This window comes from Bacillus sp. ok061, assembly GCF_900108285.1.
Lineage (GTDB): Bacteria > Bacillota > Bacilli > Bacillales > Bacillaceae_G > Bacillus_A > Bacillus_A thuringiensis_S.
Window position 1 is genome coordinate 25,748 of sequence record NZ_FNUW01000031.1, and the last position, 15,794, is coordinate 41,541.

Genomic DNA, 15,794 nt, shown 5'->3' on the forward strand with positions numbered 1-15,794 from the left:
CCGGTTGTAAGAAGACTGGTACGGCCCACTTGTAGCTCATCAGACACTGAAATAGGCAGACAAAAAACGCCATTCTTTCCTATAATTCTACAGAAAGAACGGACTATTTTTTCGTTTTATGGATACAATTTTACTCTATCTTTATGCTGATGGGATACTCCCCCTAAACATTTTCCATAATTCATGTTTGGATGAATGCTTACTTCTGTTTAATAGGCAGTGCATAATAGCCAAAAGCCAAATCGAGCAAGGCGCTTGCTTCTTGACGCAGTAACAGATCCTTCGGACGGAAGGTAAAAGATCCGTCAGCGTTGATGGTAGTATCAGGGTCTATGATTCCTTGTGAGGCAAGGGATTGAATGGACTGGACCGCCCAGGCATCCGCAGTGTCGAGCAATTTCACATGATTGGCTGGGTCAGGTTGAAGCTGCTTCAAGTTTTGAATAATGGTTGCTGCAACTTGTCTGCTAATCAGATTCGCACGGTCATATCCTGGTATGCCTGCTATAAATTGCTTCTTAATCCCTTCGGCTTGACCCGGGAAAATGCTCCTTCCATGTGCTAACAGCAAGGCATCCGTAAATTCTCCTTGTGTCATCGTGCCCATCGGATCGAATAGATTATCTGCTTTAGCATCCATGATGTTTAAAGCATGAAGATTGTCGATATGGCTTCTATAGTTACTCTTTTGCGGGACGTCTGGAAAAGGTGGTTTGATATTGATTTTCTGAGATTGAGCAACAATGCCTAGGCCTTTAGGACTGGTGTAATAAAAATATGCGATTTCTCCGGCCGCATTTTTTTGGAAAGCAATCTTATTTCCTTCTGGATCCTCAAACAACAAAGGGTGAATCATTTTCAGGACCTGTTTGCCAGCTGTTTCATCTTCCATGACCAACGTTCCATTTTCATAGGTAAAGTGGGTACGGATCGCAAACGCACGTGTGTTTTGGTACATGCCCAAGTATTTTTTGGATTCTTTTTCCTCTAACGATAAATATACTGTTTTCTCCGCCTTGGGAGCAGGGAAATAATGGTCCATGAACGCTTCATACACTTCTCGACTCATCATAGAATCATTATTGTAAGACATGAAGAATGCGGTTTTTTGTTCAGGTATCAAAACCATCAATGAAGAATGTCCTGGCATATTCCCGCCCTTTAATACGACATGTTGACCGTTGGCAAGGTCATTGAAATATGTTTCAAATCCAACTGTCGCAATAGGAATCGTCTTATCTGCGAAAACTTGGTAGGTATGCATCATATCCATGCTTTTTTTACTTGCGATTTCTTTACCTTCAAACTTTCCATTCTGTAGCTGCATAATCATGTACTTTGACATGTCTTCCCCGGTGGACAAAATGCTTCCTTGTGGTCCATCAGTTGGAGCGTGCCCATTTATTGGATGAGGATCGCCAGTGGGACCGTAATGTGTAGCCATTCTTTTGAGAAGGTCAGGCGTAAAGCGCACACTTGTAGACTTCATGCCTAATGGTTTGAAAATATTCTTTTCCATATATCGTGAGAAAGATGTACCTGTAACATTCTCCACTGCAAATCCTGCGAGTAAAAATGCAAAGTTGTCATACGTATAAGCTTCACCGGGCGGCCGTACCACTGTCGGCATATGTTTAGGTAGAAATTCCCTAATAGATATATTTTGATTTACATATTCAGGCCCGATTAGCGTTGTGATATCGGGCAGGTCTACGCCGCTGGTATAGGTCAACATATCAAATAGGGTGAGGGGTTTTCCTGTTTTATTGGGGATTTTCAATCCACCGAGATATTGTTGTACATCTTGATCTAGTTTAAGCTTTCCTTTATCAACTTGTTGCATCACGGCCAAGGCGGTAAAAGTTTTCGAGACTGAAGCGATTTGAAAGACCGTGTCCTTATTGACGGGAATCTTCTTTTCTTTATCTGCATAACCATAACCTTTATTGACGACGACCTTTCCATCATGGACGACGACAAAACTTGAACCGTTCACATTGTACTTCTTCATTTTATCTTTGAATAACGGATCAGCAAAAGATTCTACTTCTTTTTTGTTATTAGGTGCTTTCGTCATTTTGATATTGGTTGCAAGTGTCGATGACTTTGATTTTCCAATTTCTAATGATTGTTGGGAACATGCAGAAATCATGCTTGTAGAAGTGAGCAGAATTGCTACGAGCCCCAGTTTGTTGATTGCTTTTTTCATTTTTGTACCCTCCTTTATGAGATTGAAGATTTCTTGTTTGCACAACGAGTTGTCAGCTCGTTAGTATATGAACCGAGTATAGCAAGTAGCAAGTCATAGTAACTAGTGACCTTTCGTCATATTCATGCATCACATAAAAAATAGAGCGGAGTACGGCTAGTTTTATACCCACGACCTACAAGTTATGACATTTTGACACTACTGTGTGTGACAGATGAAAAGTTAGAATCGAAGGGCGACTCATAGGGTATTAGCAAAGAAAAGAAAATAGAGGAGAGAATCTAATGACAAAAGAATCTGTTCAAAAAGGCTTGCAAGATTTCTACTTTTTGTTGTTTACCTTTGGATCTGGATTATTTTATTTTTTCTTTTATTTGGTCAGTATGACATTTGCATTGGTGCTGACGGTTATCTTTATAGGTATTCCTTTGTTGGCATGGGTGCTGCAAACAACTCGCACGTTTGTCCAGTATGAACGTATTCAGACGAAAGTTTATACGGGTATATCGATAGAGCCAATCTTGCCAATGACAAAAAATGAAGGGGATAAATGGATTAAAGCGATAGAGGCAATTCTTAATAGTAGCAATTGGAGAGCTATTTTTTGGCTCATGCAAAAATCTTTTGTTGGAGTGATTAGCCTTATATGTGCCGTTATATTGTACGTAGCTCCGTTTGCATTTACTTTAACACCATTGCTTTTTCAATATTTTGATATATACTTATTGGGAATTGTTGTGAATTCATGGCAGAAGGCTATTTTTGTCATGATTGTTGGGTGTATTCTCATCTGGATATGTATTTGTATTGGAAACAGCTTAGTTCGAACAATTGGAATGTACACGCGTTCCATGTTTAAAGCTATTAAGGGGTGATAATTTGTTTAAGACCTTGAAACTATGGCTTTGGTATGATTGGATATTACTTTGTATACGTTTTATCATTTGGCTATCATTGATGGTAACGACTATCCAACACCGAGACCATTTGACTATACCGCTTTGGATCATTATCCTTTGGGAAGTCACTTCATTTTCAATACCATGGATTTGTTTAATGTTCAGTTATCGCTATTATCTATTTACTGAGATAATTTTATTTGGCGGAGTATGCTTCTACTTAACTTTATTATTTCCGTCAGCGTACCTTGCTTTTTTAATGCCTACTTTTATGATTGCGGCAAATAGTGCTCATAAATCATACCGCTGGTCGGCTTCTATCACAATTGTTTTATTTCCGTTGCTCATTGCAATATTTTCCCGTGGAATAGATGTATGGGTAATTATTCTACAAATTGGTCTGGCTTTTGCTGTGGGTTCTTCCTTTCGTTTACTAGTTGTCAATTACCGTCAAAGTGAAACGATTCGGAACCAAAAGCATGTATTGGAACAGTACGTATCTCAAGTTGAGCGGATTACTTTATTGGAGGAACGTGACAGGATCTCAAAAGATTTACATGATACGATGGGGCATTCTTATACCTCAATTATTATGGGGATGGAAACATTACGTTCGGAATTAAAGACTAAAGAAGGAGAGCGAAAGCTCGACTCATTATTACAATTGGCCCGTAACAGTATGGAAGAAGTAAGAATGTATTTGCATCAGATGGACTTACCACAAGAATCGCTTTCCTTAACTGTCACATTACAACAATTAACAGAGGAATTTGAGAAGCATGCAAAAGTAAATGTACGTACTCGAATAATAGGGGAAGAGTATATGGTCTCCAAGCAATCAAAACTGACAATGTACCGGAGCTTGCAGGAATCATTAACAAATGCGGTTCGCCATGGACACTCCACTGAAATCATTGTGTCACTTCATTTTGAGCCGCAACAGATAAGATTGGATGTGCAGGATAATGGCTGCGGGGTAGAGGAATGGAAGGATGGCTTCGGATTAACTGCGATGAAAGAGCGCGTGAGTCAGTTACAAGGGAGAGTTATTGTTTACTCTAAAAAAGGAGAAGGGACGTTAATTTCATGTGTGTTACCGAGACTTGTACAATTGTCCAATGAACCAATCCGCTTGTGTATTGTCGATGATCATTCTTTTATTCGAGAAAGTCTTCATACAATTTTGGATGGACAGGATGGCTTGCAAGTAGTGGGAATGGCTGAAGATGGAGAACAGGCTGTAGAATTGTGTGAAAGACTGAAACCAGATTTAGTATTAATGGATTTAGAGATGTCCAATCTGAATGGGATTCGTGCGACCAAAATAATTAAGGGAAAATGGCCAGACATTCGTGTCCTCATTCTTTCAACGTTTCAGGATACCAAAAGGGCGAAGGAAATCATACGAAATGGAGCTGACGGTTATTTGCTGAAATCCATAGATTCTCGTGAACTAGCTGAATCGATTCGCCTCATCTATCGGGGAGGCACGATGATTGACCAAGATTTGTTCCATAAGATGTGGGATGGAAATGATGAGGAAGAGTCAGTCGGATTGAAGTCAGATGGAAAAGAGTATGGGTTAACGAAACGCGAGTTAGAGGTTTTGAATCTTTTGTCTCAAGGAATCCGTTATAAAACAATTGCTTCGAAACTTTACTTATCAAATGGCACAGTTAGAAATTATGCCTCTACTCTTTATGACAAGCTAGAAGTCAAAAATCGAGAAGAAGCCGTGCAAAAAGCAAAAGATACAGGATTACTTTCGTAAGAGAGAGTACTGTCATCTGCTAGGGGTACGTGAATGATTCTAGGTTTCAAGGACCACACTTCAAAAAATGTAATTTGAACGTCTGTTATAGGCAATTTAATAGATTTTATAAATAATGTTTAATTTCCAATGAAATTATATAAAGACAATTACATAAAACCCAACATAATCGATCTTAGGTTGGGTTTTATAGTGAACATTAGCTATGTAGCCCTTATACATGGAATTAATTTAAAGGATGGCTCTTCATACCCCGAATCGTTCACATACCTATACAGCATATAACTTTTAATAATGATTCTATTTTTTATGATGGAGTAACATAATAAATCGAGATTCATTCAGTTTTGATACTTCAGGATTTTCTTAAATCATTTTTAATCAAATTTTATTCCAAGCCAACACCTAGTAAGAATCTATCTTATCTTAAAAGTTCTTACTTTTTTTGTAAATACAGGAACAATTTTATTTTATGTATTGTCTATTAAGCGTAATAGCTTTTTTAAAGAAGTAAGATGTCAAGAAAGGGATGATAAAAATGAAAAAGAAAATGATGTTAAAAGTAGGGCTATGTGTAAGTTTATTAGGAGTAAGTCAATTTGCTAGTGCGGCATTCCCAGCGCAAGCTGCAGAGAAAGTTGAGCAAAAGATAATTAAAAATCAAGAAGGTGCTATTTCAATCTCTCAGTTAAATTCCCATGTATGGGTCCATACAGAAATGGTTTATTTTAATGGGGAAGCAGTACCTTCAAATGGCTTAGTTCTAAACACCTCAAAAGGGATAGTGCTTATTGATTCTTCTTGGGATGACAAGCTTACAAAAGAATTAATAGAGAAGATTGAAAAGAAATTTCATAAACCGATAACAGATGCAATTATAACGCATGCTCATGTAGACCGAATTGGAGGAATTAAAACATTAAAAGAAAAAGGGATTCAGGTACATAGTACAGCTCTAACAGCTACACTAGCAAAGAAAAATGGTTATGAAGAACCAATTGCGGATTTAAAGGACATGACAAATATGAAGTTTGGAAATATAAAAGTAGAAACATTTTATCCAGGAAAAGGGCATACAGAGGATAATATTACAGTGTGGTTACCACAATATAAAATTCTATTTGGCGGGTGTTTAGTAAAATCAACAGATGCGAAAGATTTAGGAAATGTTGTAGATGCATTTGTAGATGTATGGGTAGGGTCAGTTGGAAATGTAATGAGTCGATATAGAAATATAAAATCGGTTGTACCAGGACATGGAAAGGTAGGAGATAAAAGTTTGCTTTCTCATACGCTAGATTTATTACAAGCAAAATAGAGAGGAACTTAAAGATTTATAGAAAAAAAACCTTTTCAAAGGTTCTTTCATTAAGGAAACCAAATTTATAAGATTAGTTAAATTAAGAATATGTAACTCTGATATTGTTAAACGATAAATTTTTAAAGAGAGAAAAAGAGGTATATAAATAATAAATAGAACAGGATATTTTCTATTTATTTAAAGGAGAAGAATAAAAGTGGTGGAGTGTCATAAACAAGGAATAACATTATTAATAGATATGCAGGAACTAGTTAGTAGAATTTGGAGTATAAGTAATATTATTATTTTTGCAGGAAGGAAAGCTAAGAAATGAAGCATAAATTTGGTCCAATGATTTTAGCATGTTGCATCTTTTTAGTTATACTGCTCATTCCATCTAGAAATTTAGTATCACTCATTAGCAATGAAAAGGTAAAAGATGCTGCGACCTCTTTACAAAAAGAAAAGTTACAAGGGGTTTTCTTACAACAAAAAATGTTAGAAAACTCTAAGTTTCTACCGATGTATGGTTCATCTGAATTTTCCCGGATGGATGCATATCATCCATCTAACTATTTTAAGGTAAATCCTCAAGGTTTTACACCATTTTTAATAGGGACTGGTGGAACGCAAAGTCTTGCTCATATTTTAAACGTTTCATCTACAATGAATCAATTAGAAGGAAAGAAAGCAGTATTTATTCTTTCACCACAGTGGTTTACACAACAGGGTGTAACAGAAGATAATTTTACTAGTAATTTTTCTAAACAGCAGACATATCATTTCGTTTTTAATGATGAAATTGAACCTGAAATGAAAAAGAAAATTGCAAAACGGTTACTAGACTTTAATATTGTTCATAAAGATCATATATTAAAAAATTCATTAGAGGGTATTGTATACAATGATACAGCTCATAAGATAAAGGCGGCAGTATTTAAACCTATTGCCTATCTAAATCGAAACATCTTTGACCATAAAGATTTAATAAACTCTATGTTTAACATTAAACCTAGGAAAGAACAGAAAAATATGGAACTACGTTCGCTTTCTTGGGAAGAAACACGAAAGCATGCTGAGCAATCTGGAAAAGTAGGGTCTACATCAAATACATTTGGAATTGAAAATACATATTACTATAAACACAAATTTCAAAAGAAATTACAGGGACTAAAGGGATATAAGGAAAATGAATCTTATGATGAGTCCCCGGAATATGAAGATTTGCAAATAATTTTAGATATTTTTAAGCAAAAGAACGTGAAACCACTTTTCATTTCTGTTCCTGTAAATGGACCATGGTATGATTACGCAGGGTTCCCAAAGGAACGCCGTGATGTTTATTATAAGAAAGTTAGAGAGCAAGTTGAGAAATCGGGATTTCCAGTTGCAGATTTTACTAGTCATGAATATGACAAGTACTTTTTAAAAGACACTATTCATTTGGGATGGAAAGGCTGGGTATACGTGGATGAAGCGATACAACAATTCCATGCTGAATAAATTCTAGGGTTAGACAAACAATGGAAGGTCATACTGGTTATGTGGAAAATAAAGAGTATAGATGCAACATGGTAAAAGAAGCAGGTTCACAGATGTGAATTTGCTTTCTTTTATTTGTGAAGAGTACTTCAAGTTTTCAATATATTCGCTGCAATAAGAGCTGCACTTTTTGCAGCGAAGCCTCTACCAGGAATAACGACAGAAATTACAATTTGTGATTTTTGAGTAGGAGCATAGGCGATATAAAGTGAGTGATTGACGATTTCTCCATTATCTTTTTGGGAGCTTGTTGTGCCTGTTTTACCAGAAACGTTAAAAGGTAAGTCTTTAATTTCTTGTATATTGTTGCTCATTCCGTTTCATAATACGTTCCAAAAGCTTGAAGGATAAAGATTTGATCTTTCTGTAATTTTTTGTATTTTATTCCTTTATTTACAATGATCTCTACATATTGAGCGAGTTGAAGGGGAGTGTGTACTTCATTTCTTCCCCAAGAAGCATTTAATAAAGCTGAAATCCTATTTTCAAAATTACCAGATGTCTGTAATTCATATTGATCTTCCTCTTCAAAAGGCAGGTCAATATCCATTTTGCAACGGAGCCAAATTGCTTTAAATAACCTGACCAAAGGGGGGATACTTTTTCTAAGTTTCCGTTATTTTGATTAAATAAAGGAGTTTTTGATGTGTTAATATTTAAAACTATGGAAGATGTAAAGAAATATGAACAAAGTTTGGCGCTATCATTAATACCCTTCTGGCACCCTCACAATATACAGGTGAATCTATTCTAGATTACTTAAACAAGCTCACCAGTATAAAATAGCCCACCTATTTCCGTAAGTGGGCTATATCTTTATTACACAATACCAAAGTATACTCTCTTTTTCTCATAAACTTTATGCAATTATACATATTCGAAAAAAATACACAAAATAAATATTACACGTAGTAAAATATCAATTGTAGATACCTTCTATAAAGCAGATTCTTTTCAAAGGTGTAACATATCAATTATTTTAGAAGATAGGGCGTCACTCTAATACTAATCTCAAATCTCTTGTATTTTGTGTACTAACAATCTGGTGTATATAGACGATTCTGTTTTATAGGATGTGTTTACACGTAACGTATACCAAAGGGGTAATACGGATAGATTTGTATTAAATGAACGTGGTTCAAGTCGGAGGAAGGCACTCAAATGAGTGTCTTTTCTTTTATAAAAGAACACTAAAAAATAAAAGTATACATTTAAACAAATGAAAATAAAAGGTTTGTTGGGAATGATATTTAAATTAGATTATTAATTGAAATAAACTATAAAAAGAAGAGACTAAGAAATATTTTCTAGTCTCTTCTTTTTGTCAATCTTACTTATTTAACCATAGCAGATACGATTACAGTAAATTCAGACGTAGCGTTCTTAGGATTAGCAATATAAAGAGATCTTTTAGATACGACACTTGTTCGATTGCCACTTAATACACCAGAGAAATGAGTAGGGTCTGTTGCAGCGGACTTATCTTCCATTACATTAAAACTAATAAAATCCGGATTTCCGCCGCCTTCAATCTCCCATTTTAAATATTTTGTTCCAGCAGGGAGATTTTCAGTACTGAAATTCCCACTTGAGCGATTTTTTTGTCCTGGTTGTGGTTCTTTACTTGATCTTACTCTTGCAATCTCTACTGTCGCTTTTGTTTCCATGTTCATTCCCCTTTTCAAATGTATATTTTAGTTAGGTTACTACAGTAACCTAACTAAAATATACAATTTCTAGAAAAAATAGATATTGAGAAATATTAAGATTTTTTATTGCCTCAAATTCTTTATTGATAAACAACAGCATGGATTTTTATTCCAACTAATGATGTAGCATTTCTAACATTATCAATGTACATTTCTTCTTTTTGTACCACTTCAGTTCGATTTTCGTGTAAAATATCCCTAAAAATAAGGTCATCCATGTACCAAAATTTCTCTTCCATTACATCAAAAAAAATATCATCTAAATCTCCACCACCTGCTATTTCCTACTTCAAAAAACTTGTACCTTCGGGTAAGATTGCAGTGCTAAATAAGAAAGTTATCTGAATTTCTTCAACCATATGCATTAAATAATGGAAATACAACATATCTTATTGAAACAGCATTTCAAGAACTCCGTACTTGGAAGATTATACTTACTTCGATGGCAATTATAGAACGAGCAATATGGGAAACACGTAAACGAGCAGAGAAAAGCATATTTAAGACGCTAACATCATCTTTAACCTTTTCACAAAAGAAAAAACTAAGTGGGTCGCTGGTGGCTTATCTATTTGATTTAACTCAGGATTTAATTGATTAAGCTTTTGAGATTCATGATAAACAAATGATGAATCTTCAATTAAAGGGAAGAAAGCAGCAAGAGGAGATCCATAAAAAAAAACGGAAAAGCGCTAAATGAAAAAATTCTTCATTATGCAGACTTAGGAACTGCATTAATTAAAGCTAAAGAAGAAAATGTGAATCCTTTTGTGGTATTAGAAACAGTCATGCCCTGGGGTAAATTTGTAGCTTCTGTAGAGGAAGCTAAACAACTGTCTCGACCTATAATTTATGATTATCTTGATTTATTAGAAAGCCGATACAATTACCTACGAAAATATACTCCTACATTACTTAGAGCCTTAGAATTTCAGTCTACAAATTATGCTAAGTCTGTATTAAACGCTTTAGACGTCTAAATGACTCAGGAAAACGTAAAGTATCACAAGGGGCCCCATTAGCTTTTGTTTCAAACAGATGCAAAAACATATATACGACGAAGATGGAAACATTAATCGACATTTCTATGAATTAGCTGCATTTACCCAACTACGGAATCATGTACGTTTTGGAGATATTTCTATTGTGGGAAGCCGGCAGCATAAAGATTTTGATGAATACTTAGTACCATCTCAAGATTGGATTGATAGTAAAGAAATTGGAACGCACTTAGCAGTTGCTACACATGCCGATGAGTATATAGCGGAACGAACACAAATTCTATTAAAGCGAATTGAAACATTCTCTAACAATGCTCACTCATTAGATGGAGTTGATATTGACAAGGGAAACCTACACCTCCAGCGTTTGGAAAAGGATACTCGAGAGGAAGCCAAACAACTAAGTGCCAAACTCTATCACATGTTACCTCGGGTTAAACTTACAGACCTACTTCTAGAAGTAGCGAACTGGACAGGATTCGAGCAACAATTTATTCACGCATCCACAAACAAACCACCTAAAGGGGAAGAAATCATTATTTCTCTTGCTTCACTTATGGCTATGGGAACAAATATTGGACTTACGAAAATGGAAGAGGCTACACCAAATATCTCTTATCATCAGTTAGCTAATGCAAGTCAGTGGCGTATGTACGATGATGCATTAAATCGTGCACAAGCAATATTGGTTAATTTTCAACATCGGCTACCCTTGGCTTCTTACTGGGGTGACGGTACTACTTCATCATCGGACGGAATGCGGTCAAATTGGGGTATCCTCTTTGAGTGCTAGCTCGAATCCACATTATGGATCTGGTAAAGGAGCGACTATATATAGATTCGTAAGTGATCAATTTTCTTCCTTTTACACAAAAGTTATTAACACGAATGCAAGAGATGCTATACATGTGATTGATGGGTTACTTCATCATGAATCTTTTTTAATGATTGAAGAGCATTATACGGATACAACCGGCTATACTGACCAAGTATTTTGCTTAACTCACCTGTTAGGATTCCGTTTTGCACCCTGATTAAGGGACTTATCCAGTTCTAAATTGTATACAATTGGTTCACCTAAAGATTTTTCAAATATAGAAGGTCTTATACGGGGACAAGTGAATATGAAATTGATCTATGAAAATTATGATGATGTTTTATGTGTAGCCCATTCAATTCGAGAAGGAAAAGTGTCCGGTGCACTAATTATGGGAAAGTTAGGTTCTTATACTCGCCAGAATAAAGTAGCAAAGGCATTGAGAGAAATGGGTAGAATTGAAAAGAATATCTTTATTTTAGATTATCTTTCAGATAAAACGTTACGTAGAAAAGTTCAACGAGGATTAAGCAAAGGGGAAGCAATGAATTCACTAGCAAGAGCAATATTTTTTGGGAAATACGGGGAATTCCGTGAACGTGCTCTCCAAGCTCAGTTGCAACGAGCAAGTGGATTAAGTATTCTCATTAATGCCATCATTATATGCAATACCGTATATTTAAGAAAAGCTGTAGAAATGTTAAGAAGTACGCATGGTTTTAACGAAGAACTATTAAAACATATCTCACCACTAGGATGGGAGCATATCAACTTTTTAGGTGAGTATCGATTTAATATAAAAGATACTACAACGTTAGAATCTCTTCGTCCTTTACAACAAGTCTAAAAATAAGAGCCGGATTTTTCTTAGAGTAGAAAATCCGGCTCATTTTTTGTCGGAATTTGCTTAGAGTATATTTTCGTTAAAATGTGGGTGGGACGCCATATAAAGAAAAGACACCCTAAGGTGCCTTCCTCCGACTTGAACCATCTTTTTGTATTAGATTTTGGGTTGAATTATATTATATTCATTTTGAACACTATCATATTATTCTACATGAGTAAATTTAATTTTATTTGGATCTACCTTTGCGTTTATAACTTTGATCTTTACAGAATAGGTATCCGCTTCTAGAGAATTTATCGGAGCTGAAAATGGTTGAGAAACAGAATGTCTATTATTAGGGATAGTGGCACTTGTTACATACGATAAATCACCTATTAAATTATAAAACTCAAATACTACACGGCTTGGCTCTTTTTCATTAGCTGAACTTACATCAGCAATCCCAATAAAATTATTAAAATAAGGATAGTACCTGATGGCATCCCCATCATAAAGCCAAAACTCACTTTCATTTACGAATGATTTTTCATTGTTTATTGATTCTGGTTATATTCATTTTACTTGCCGGGTTCATTCGTTTAATGGATTGGATAGACAGACGGTATATAAAGGAGGAACAAAAATGACAAATCAATTACACAAAGGTGAGGTAGCTCAAAAATTATTAGAAAGAATTAATGAATTAACTAAGGTTTGTAACGATGTGGAAACAGCGTTAGTAATCAAAGATTTAGCTGAAGCTAGACAGATCATTCTTAATAGTTAAGAGTCGAAGTGGTAGCCTTGACTCTTACAGAAAGTTATTTGTCATTACGAATGTAATTTTCAGGCAATATATCTGTGTAACTAACAAGTGAAGCTGATCTATGTACAGCTTCGTAGAACTTTTCATATACAAGTACAGCGTCATCAACAGAACGGATTAAACCTGACTTGTTTTGGAAAAAGGCAATAGTTAAATCTTTAGCGATCTCTTTCTTATCCATGGTATCACCTCCTATCCTGGTTTATAGGAACATTATACCAAATTAGTAGAGTTATAGATAAATAAAGTGGTAAAGCGATGAATAAACAACAACGAGATGAATACGAAAAAAAGAACCTCTTGTGGATCATAAAGGATTTAAGAGCAAAGGGTGTACATAACAGCGCAGATAAGGTTGAGGAAATGCATAAGGAGTTTATAACTCTAGCTAAATAAGTAATCAAATTTGAACTTCGTATAAAAAATGTAAGGAGAAAAAACAATGGGGAGAAAAGTAAAAGATTTAACCGGTAAACGATTTGGACGATTGACAGCGATTAGAGATACAGGTCAACGAACAAAAGGCGGAAAGGTAGTTTGGAAGTGTGTATGTGATTGCGGTAATACCAAAAAAATAATAGCCGTCAGTTTGTATAGCGGAATAACCCAATCGTGCGGGTATCTAGCGCGCGAAAAAGCACAGTTACTTAATTTAACATCAAAAGTGTCTTCAAATAACAAATCAGGAATCAAAGGTTTGTATTGGGAAGAAAGAAGTCAGAAATGGGTAGCGCAGATATACGTTAACGGCAAACACAAACATTTAGGACGTTTCATCGACAAAGAAGATGCTATAAAAGCGTGAAAAGCAGCCGAAGAAAAGTACCATAAACCAATTTTGGATAAGTACATTACTGCATAAAACAAGTGCTGAAAGGATTAAGTTTCAACCAAAATCTTAATTAAGATAGGACAAGCTCTCGCTTGTCGGAAAATTCAGGGATTTGATAGCGGTCCCCCACCTTATTGAAAGGTTCCTGGGTATTCTGATGCGTGAAAGCATCAAAAAAAAAGCCCGTACAGAAGCACAGGCTAGTTGTTACACATATCGGTAACTAAATTTTAACAGACTTTCAGAAAGTAAGCTATTGAAAATAAAAGATGCTCTATAGCAACGAGCGATATAGAGAAAACATTCCCTAAAATTAGCTACCTCTATTATACCATAAGTTTTCTATCAGTAAATAAGGAGGAATGTAGAAATGAAAGACGGTGTAGTTTTAATGTATTGCAAGAATGGAGTGCTAACAAATGAACAAAATGAGGTGCTTCAAATGTCATCGATGTTGTTCCAACCGTTAAAAGTTGTATTTGATAAACCCCAGGAACAAGCTGTTAATTTAATAAAACAAGCAAACTAAGGAGAAAAGCCTATGTTAGATAAAAATCAATCAAAAGTCGTCCTTCCGGCGTGGGTGTGGAAGGGCGTGCGAAACGAAAAAGAAGAAAAAGAAAAGGCGATTGAGTACATAACTCCTGATCGCTATCCAGGATACAAAATTATTGAGATTCAAGGCGATATAGCGTTATGCGAAAGAGAAAGCGTCTAATGAAGAAGGTGAACTGAATGAACAACAATGTGATGAAAATCGCAAGAATAAACTTACGTGGCAATACGATGGATCAAGGGTGGTTTAAACACCTTACTTTAGATAATGGTAAGCCGTACATGGTTGCTATATCAGTTTTGAGTGAAGTGTTTTATTGGTATAAACCAACGGAACTAAGGGATGAAGAAACCCATGAGATTCGATATAAACAAAAATTCAAAGCGGATAAGTTACAAAAAAGTTATATACAACTAGCAGAAACATTTGGATTTACCAAAAGACAAGTGAAAGATGCATGTGATTATTTAAAGTCAAAAGGACTAATCATGATTGAATTTAGGAAAATTATAGCGAATGGGATTCGTTGTAATAACGTAATGTTTATCGAACCAGTCCCACAAGAAATCACAAAAATTTCAATTTTGTACCAAGACCCTAGTACGTTAGAACGGAATAGGGTCACAAGTTTGAAACTTGCGACATCTCGAGATATCTCTAGTGTGTACGCCGACCAACAACCTCGTGTATGAGAGTTAGTCCTGAACCAAAAGCCGCCCTAGAGCTAACTAACATCTAGGTTCGAGGCTCAGCCTGCTCAGCCTGCGAGTAGGGAGCCCCGCGTGTTCACTGAGAAACACTCTTTTCGTGTGGTAAATCCACAGGGGAATGCAGAATTGTTCCAAATGATGCTAAGACCATTATCTAGAAATATCTTGAGACGTCCAAGTATTTAGTTGCAAGTCTCTTATGTAGAAGAAAAGCTAAGCTTAAATATACTATACGAAGGGAATGAGAAATGAATTCAGTAACTATTAAATTTGGTCAAGGTACACCAGCTTGGGAAGACATGATAGAAATAGTTAAATTCTTAGGGAAACGTGGATAAGAAAAGACAATTCAATTGTGATCTTTGTTTTCAAAACAAGAATATTGAAGAGAAATCTATTTATCAATTCGATGAGTCTGATGACATTATAGCGTGTATAGATTGTGAGAAACAAGCATTTGAACAGTCAAAAAGTCAAACAAAATAGTTATTTTATCTAGAAACAATAAAAGAACCCGCTGTTTATATACGGATTCTTTATAACAGGAACACAAGGAATACAAGGAAGCTGGTCCAGAGCAACTTTTGTATTCACTTGGATGATAATACTATATTCGCAGGAAATAAAAATGTTAATGGAACTTAATAAAATTCTTATTTTATAATGGTTTAGCCCCTTAGGGTGCGCTCCAAGGGGCTGAGAACTAAGAATCGAGAACTTCTTGTTTAATAACATGATAGCTCTTTAAGGAGTATCGGTGATATTGTAACACATTGCCAATTAAATTAAAATTTTA

The 15,794-nt window shown here is 35.5% G+C and carries 12 protein-coding genes and 5 pseudogenes; 12 read left to right on the top strand and 5 right to left on the bottom strand.

The window, feature by feature from the left end; genetic code table 11:
- Window positions 1-199 precede the first annotated feature (199 nt).
- A complete protein-coding gene (locus C4S65_RS27830; RefSeq protein WP_103945670.1) occupies window positions 200-2,209 on the bottom strand; it encodes a serine hydrolase in 2,010 nt (669 codons plus the stop codon).
- Between the two features lie 284 nt (window positions 2,210-2,493).
- On the opposite strand from C4S65_RS27830, the gene C4S65_RS27835 reads away from it, so the two are divergent.
- The 4 genes from C4S65_RS27835 (at window position 2,494) to dltD (ending at window position 7,682) form a co-directional block, all read left to right on the top strand.
- The gene (locus C4S65_RS27835) at window positions 2,494-3,084 is read left to right on the top strand and encodes a sensor domain-containing protein (protein ID WP_103945671.1); all 591 of its coding nucleotides are present in this window, start codon (window positions 2,494-2,496) and stop codon (window positions 3,082-3,084) included.
- A gap of 4 nt (window positions 3,085-3,088) precedes the next feature.
- On the top strand, window positions 3,089-4,879 hold the full coding sequence (locus C4S65_RS27840; protein ID WP_103945672.1) for a hybrid sensor histidine kinase/response regulator transcription factor: 1,791 nt from the start codon (window positions 3,089-3,091) through the stop codon (window positions 4,877-4,879).
- 538 nt (window positions 4,880-5,417) lie between these two features.
- Entirely contained in the window at window positions 5,418-6,197 is a 780-nt protein-coding gene (bla, locus tag C4S65_RS27845; protein ID WP_103945673.1) for a subclass B1 metallo-beta-lactamase, read from the top strand.
- Window positions 6,198-6,509: 312 nt separating this feature from the next.
- The gene (gene dltD / locus C4S65_RS27850; RefSeq protein ID WP_103945674.1) at window positions 6,510-7,682 is read left to right on the top strand and encodes a D-alanyl-lipoteichoic acid biosynthesis protein DltD; all 1,173 of its coding nucleotides are present in this window, start codon (window positions 6,510-6,512) and stop codon (window positions 7,680-7,682) included.
- Between the two features lie 128 nt (window positions 7,683-7,810).
- Here dltD and C4S65_RS27855 read toward each other — a convergent pair.
- The 3 genes and pseudogenes from C4S65_RS27855 to C4S65_RS27865 form a co-directional block, all read right to left on the bottom strand.
- Window positions 7,811-8,357, bottom strand: a pseudogene (locus C4S65_RS27855) (penicillin-binding transpeptidase domain-containing protein); the annotation flags it as partial.
- A 698-nt stretch (window positions 8,358-9,055) separates the two neighbouring features.
- Window positions 9,056-9,388, bottom strand: coding sequence for a DeoR family transcriptional regulator (locus C4S65_RS27860; RefSeq protein ID WP_103945675.1), 333 nt, complete (start codon window positions 9,386-9,388; stop codon window positions 9,056-9,058).
- Between the two features lie 122 nt (window positions 9,389-9,510).
- Window positions 9,511-9,789, bottom strand: a pseudogene (locus C4S65_RS27865) (hypothetical protein).
- On the opposite strand from C4S65_RS27865, the pseudogene C4S65_RS27870 reads away from it, so the two are divergent.
- Window positions 9,762-12,095: pseudogene (locus tag C4S65_RS27870) on the top strand (Tn3 family transposase); the annotation flags it as partial. The pseudogenes C4S65_RS27865 and C4S65_RS27870 overlap by 28 nt on opposite strands.
- Window positions 12,096-12,717: 622 nt before the next feature.
- Window positions 12,718-12,861, top strand: a complete 144-nt coding sequence (locus tag C4S65_RS34685) for a hypothetical protein (RefSeq protein WP_181032152.1) — start codon at window positions 12,718-12,720, stop codon at window positions 12,859-12,861.
- Between the two features lie 34 nt (window positions 12,862-12,895).
- Here the strand turns inward: C4S65_RS34685 and C4S65_RS27880 are convergent, their stop codons facing one another.
- Entirely contained in the window at window positions 12,896-13,081 is a 186-nt protein-coding gene (locus C4S65_RS27880; RefSeq protein WP_103945676.1) for a hypothetical protein, read from the bottom strand.
- A 77-nt stretch (window positions 13,082-13,158) separates the two neighbouring features.
- On the opposite strand from C4S65_RS27880, the gene C4S65_RS34690 reads away from it, so the two are divergent.
- From C4S65_RS34690 to C4S65_RS27895, 6 genes and pseudogenes are all read left to right on the top strand, one after another.
- Window positions 13,159-13,296 carry a hypothetical protein gene (locus tag C4S65_RS34690; protein ID WP_181032153.1) on the top strand — a complete coding sequence of 46 codons (138 nt, stop codon included), beginning with the start codon at window positions 13,159-13,161 and terminating at the stop codon, window positions 13,294-13,296.
- A gap of 46 nt (window positions 13,297-13,342) precedes the next feature.
- On the top strand, window positions 13,343-13,705 hold the full coding sequence (locus C4S65_RS27885) for an AP2 domain-containing protein (protein ID WP_103945677.1): 363 nt from the start codon (window positions 13,343-13,345) through the stop codon (window positions 13,703-13,705).
- Window positions 13,706-14,102: 397 nt separating this feature from the next.
- Window positions 14,103-14,261 (top strand): hypothetical protein, encoded by a 159-nt coding sequence (locus tag C4S65_RS34695; RefSeq protein ID WP_181032154.1) that lies wholly within the window; start codon window positions 14,103-14,105, stop codon window positions 14,259-14,261.
- A 12-nt stretch (window positions 14,262-14,273) separates the two neighbouring features.
- The gene (locus tag C4S65_RS34700) at window positions 14,274-14,450 is read left to right on the top strand and encodes a hypothetical protein (RefSeq protein WP_181032155.1); all 177 of its coding nucleotides are present in this window, start codon (window positions 14,274-14,276) and stop codon (window positions 14,448-14,450) included.
- Between the two features lie 17 nt (window positions 14,451-14,467).
- Window positions 14,468-14,911 (top strand): annotated as a pseudogene (locus tag C4S65_RS27890) (DNA replication protein DnaD); the annotation flags it as partial.
- 335 nt (window positions 14,912-15,246) lie between these two features.
- A pseudogene (locus C4S65_RS27895) lies at window positions 15,247-15,484 on the top strand (hypothetical protein).
- Window positions 15,485-15,794 lie beyond the last annotated feature (310 nt).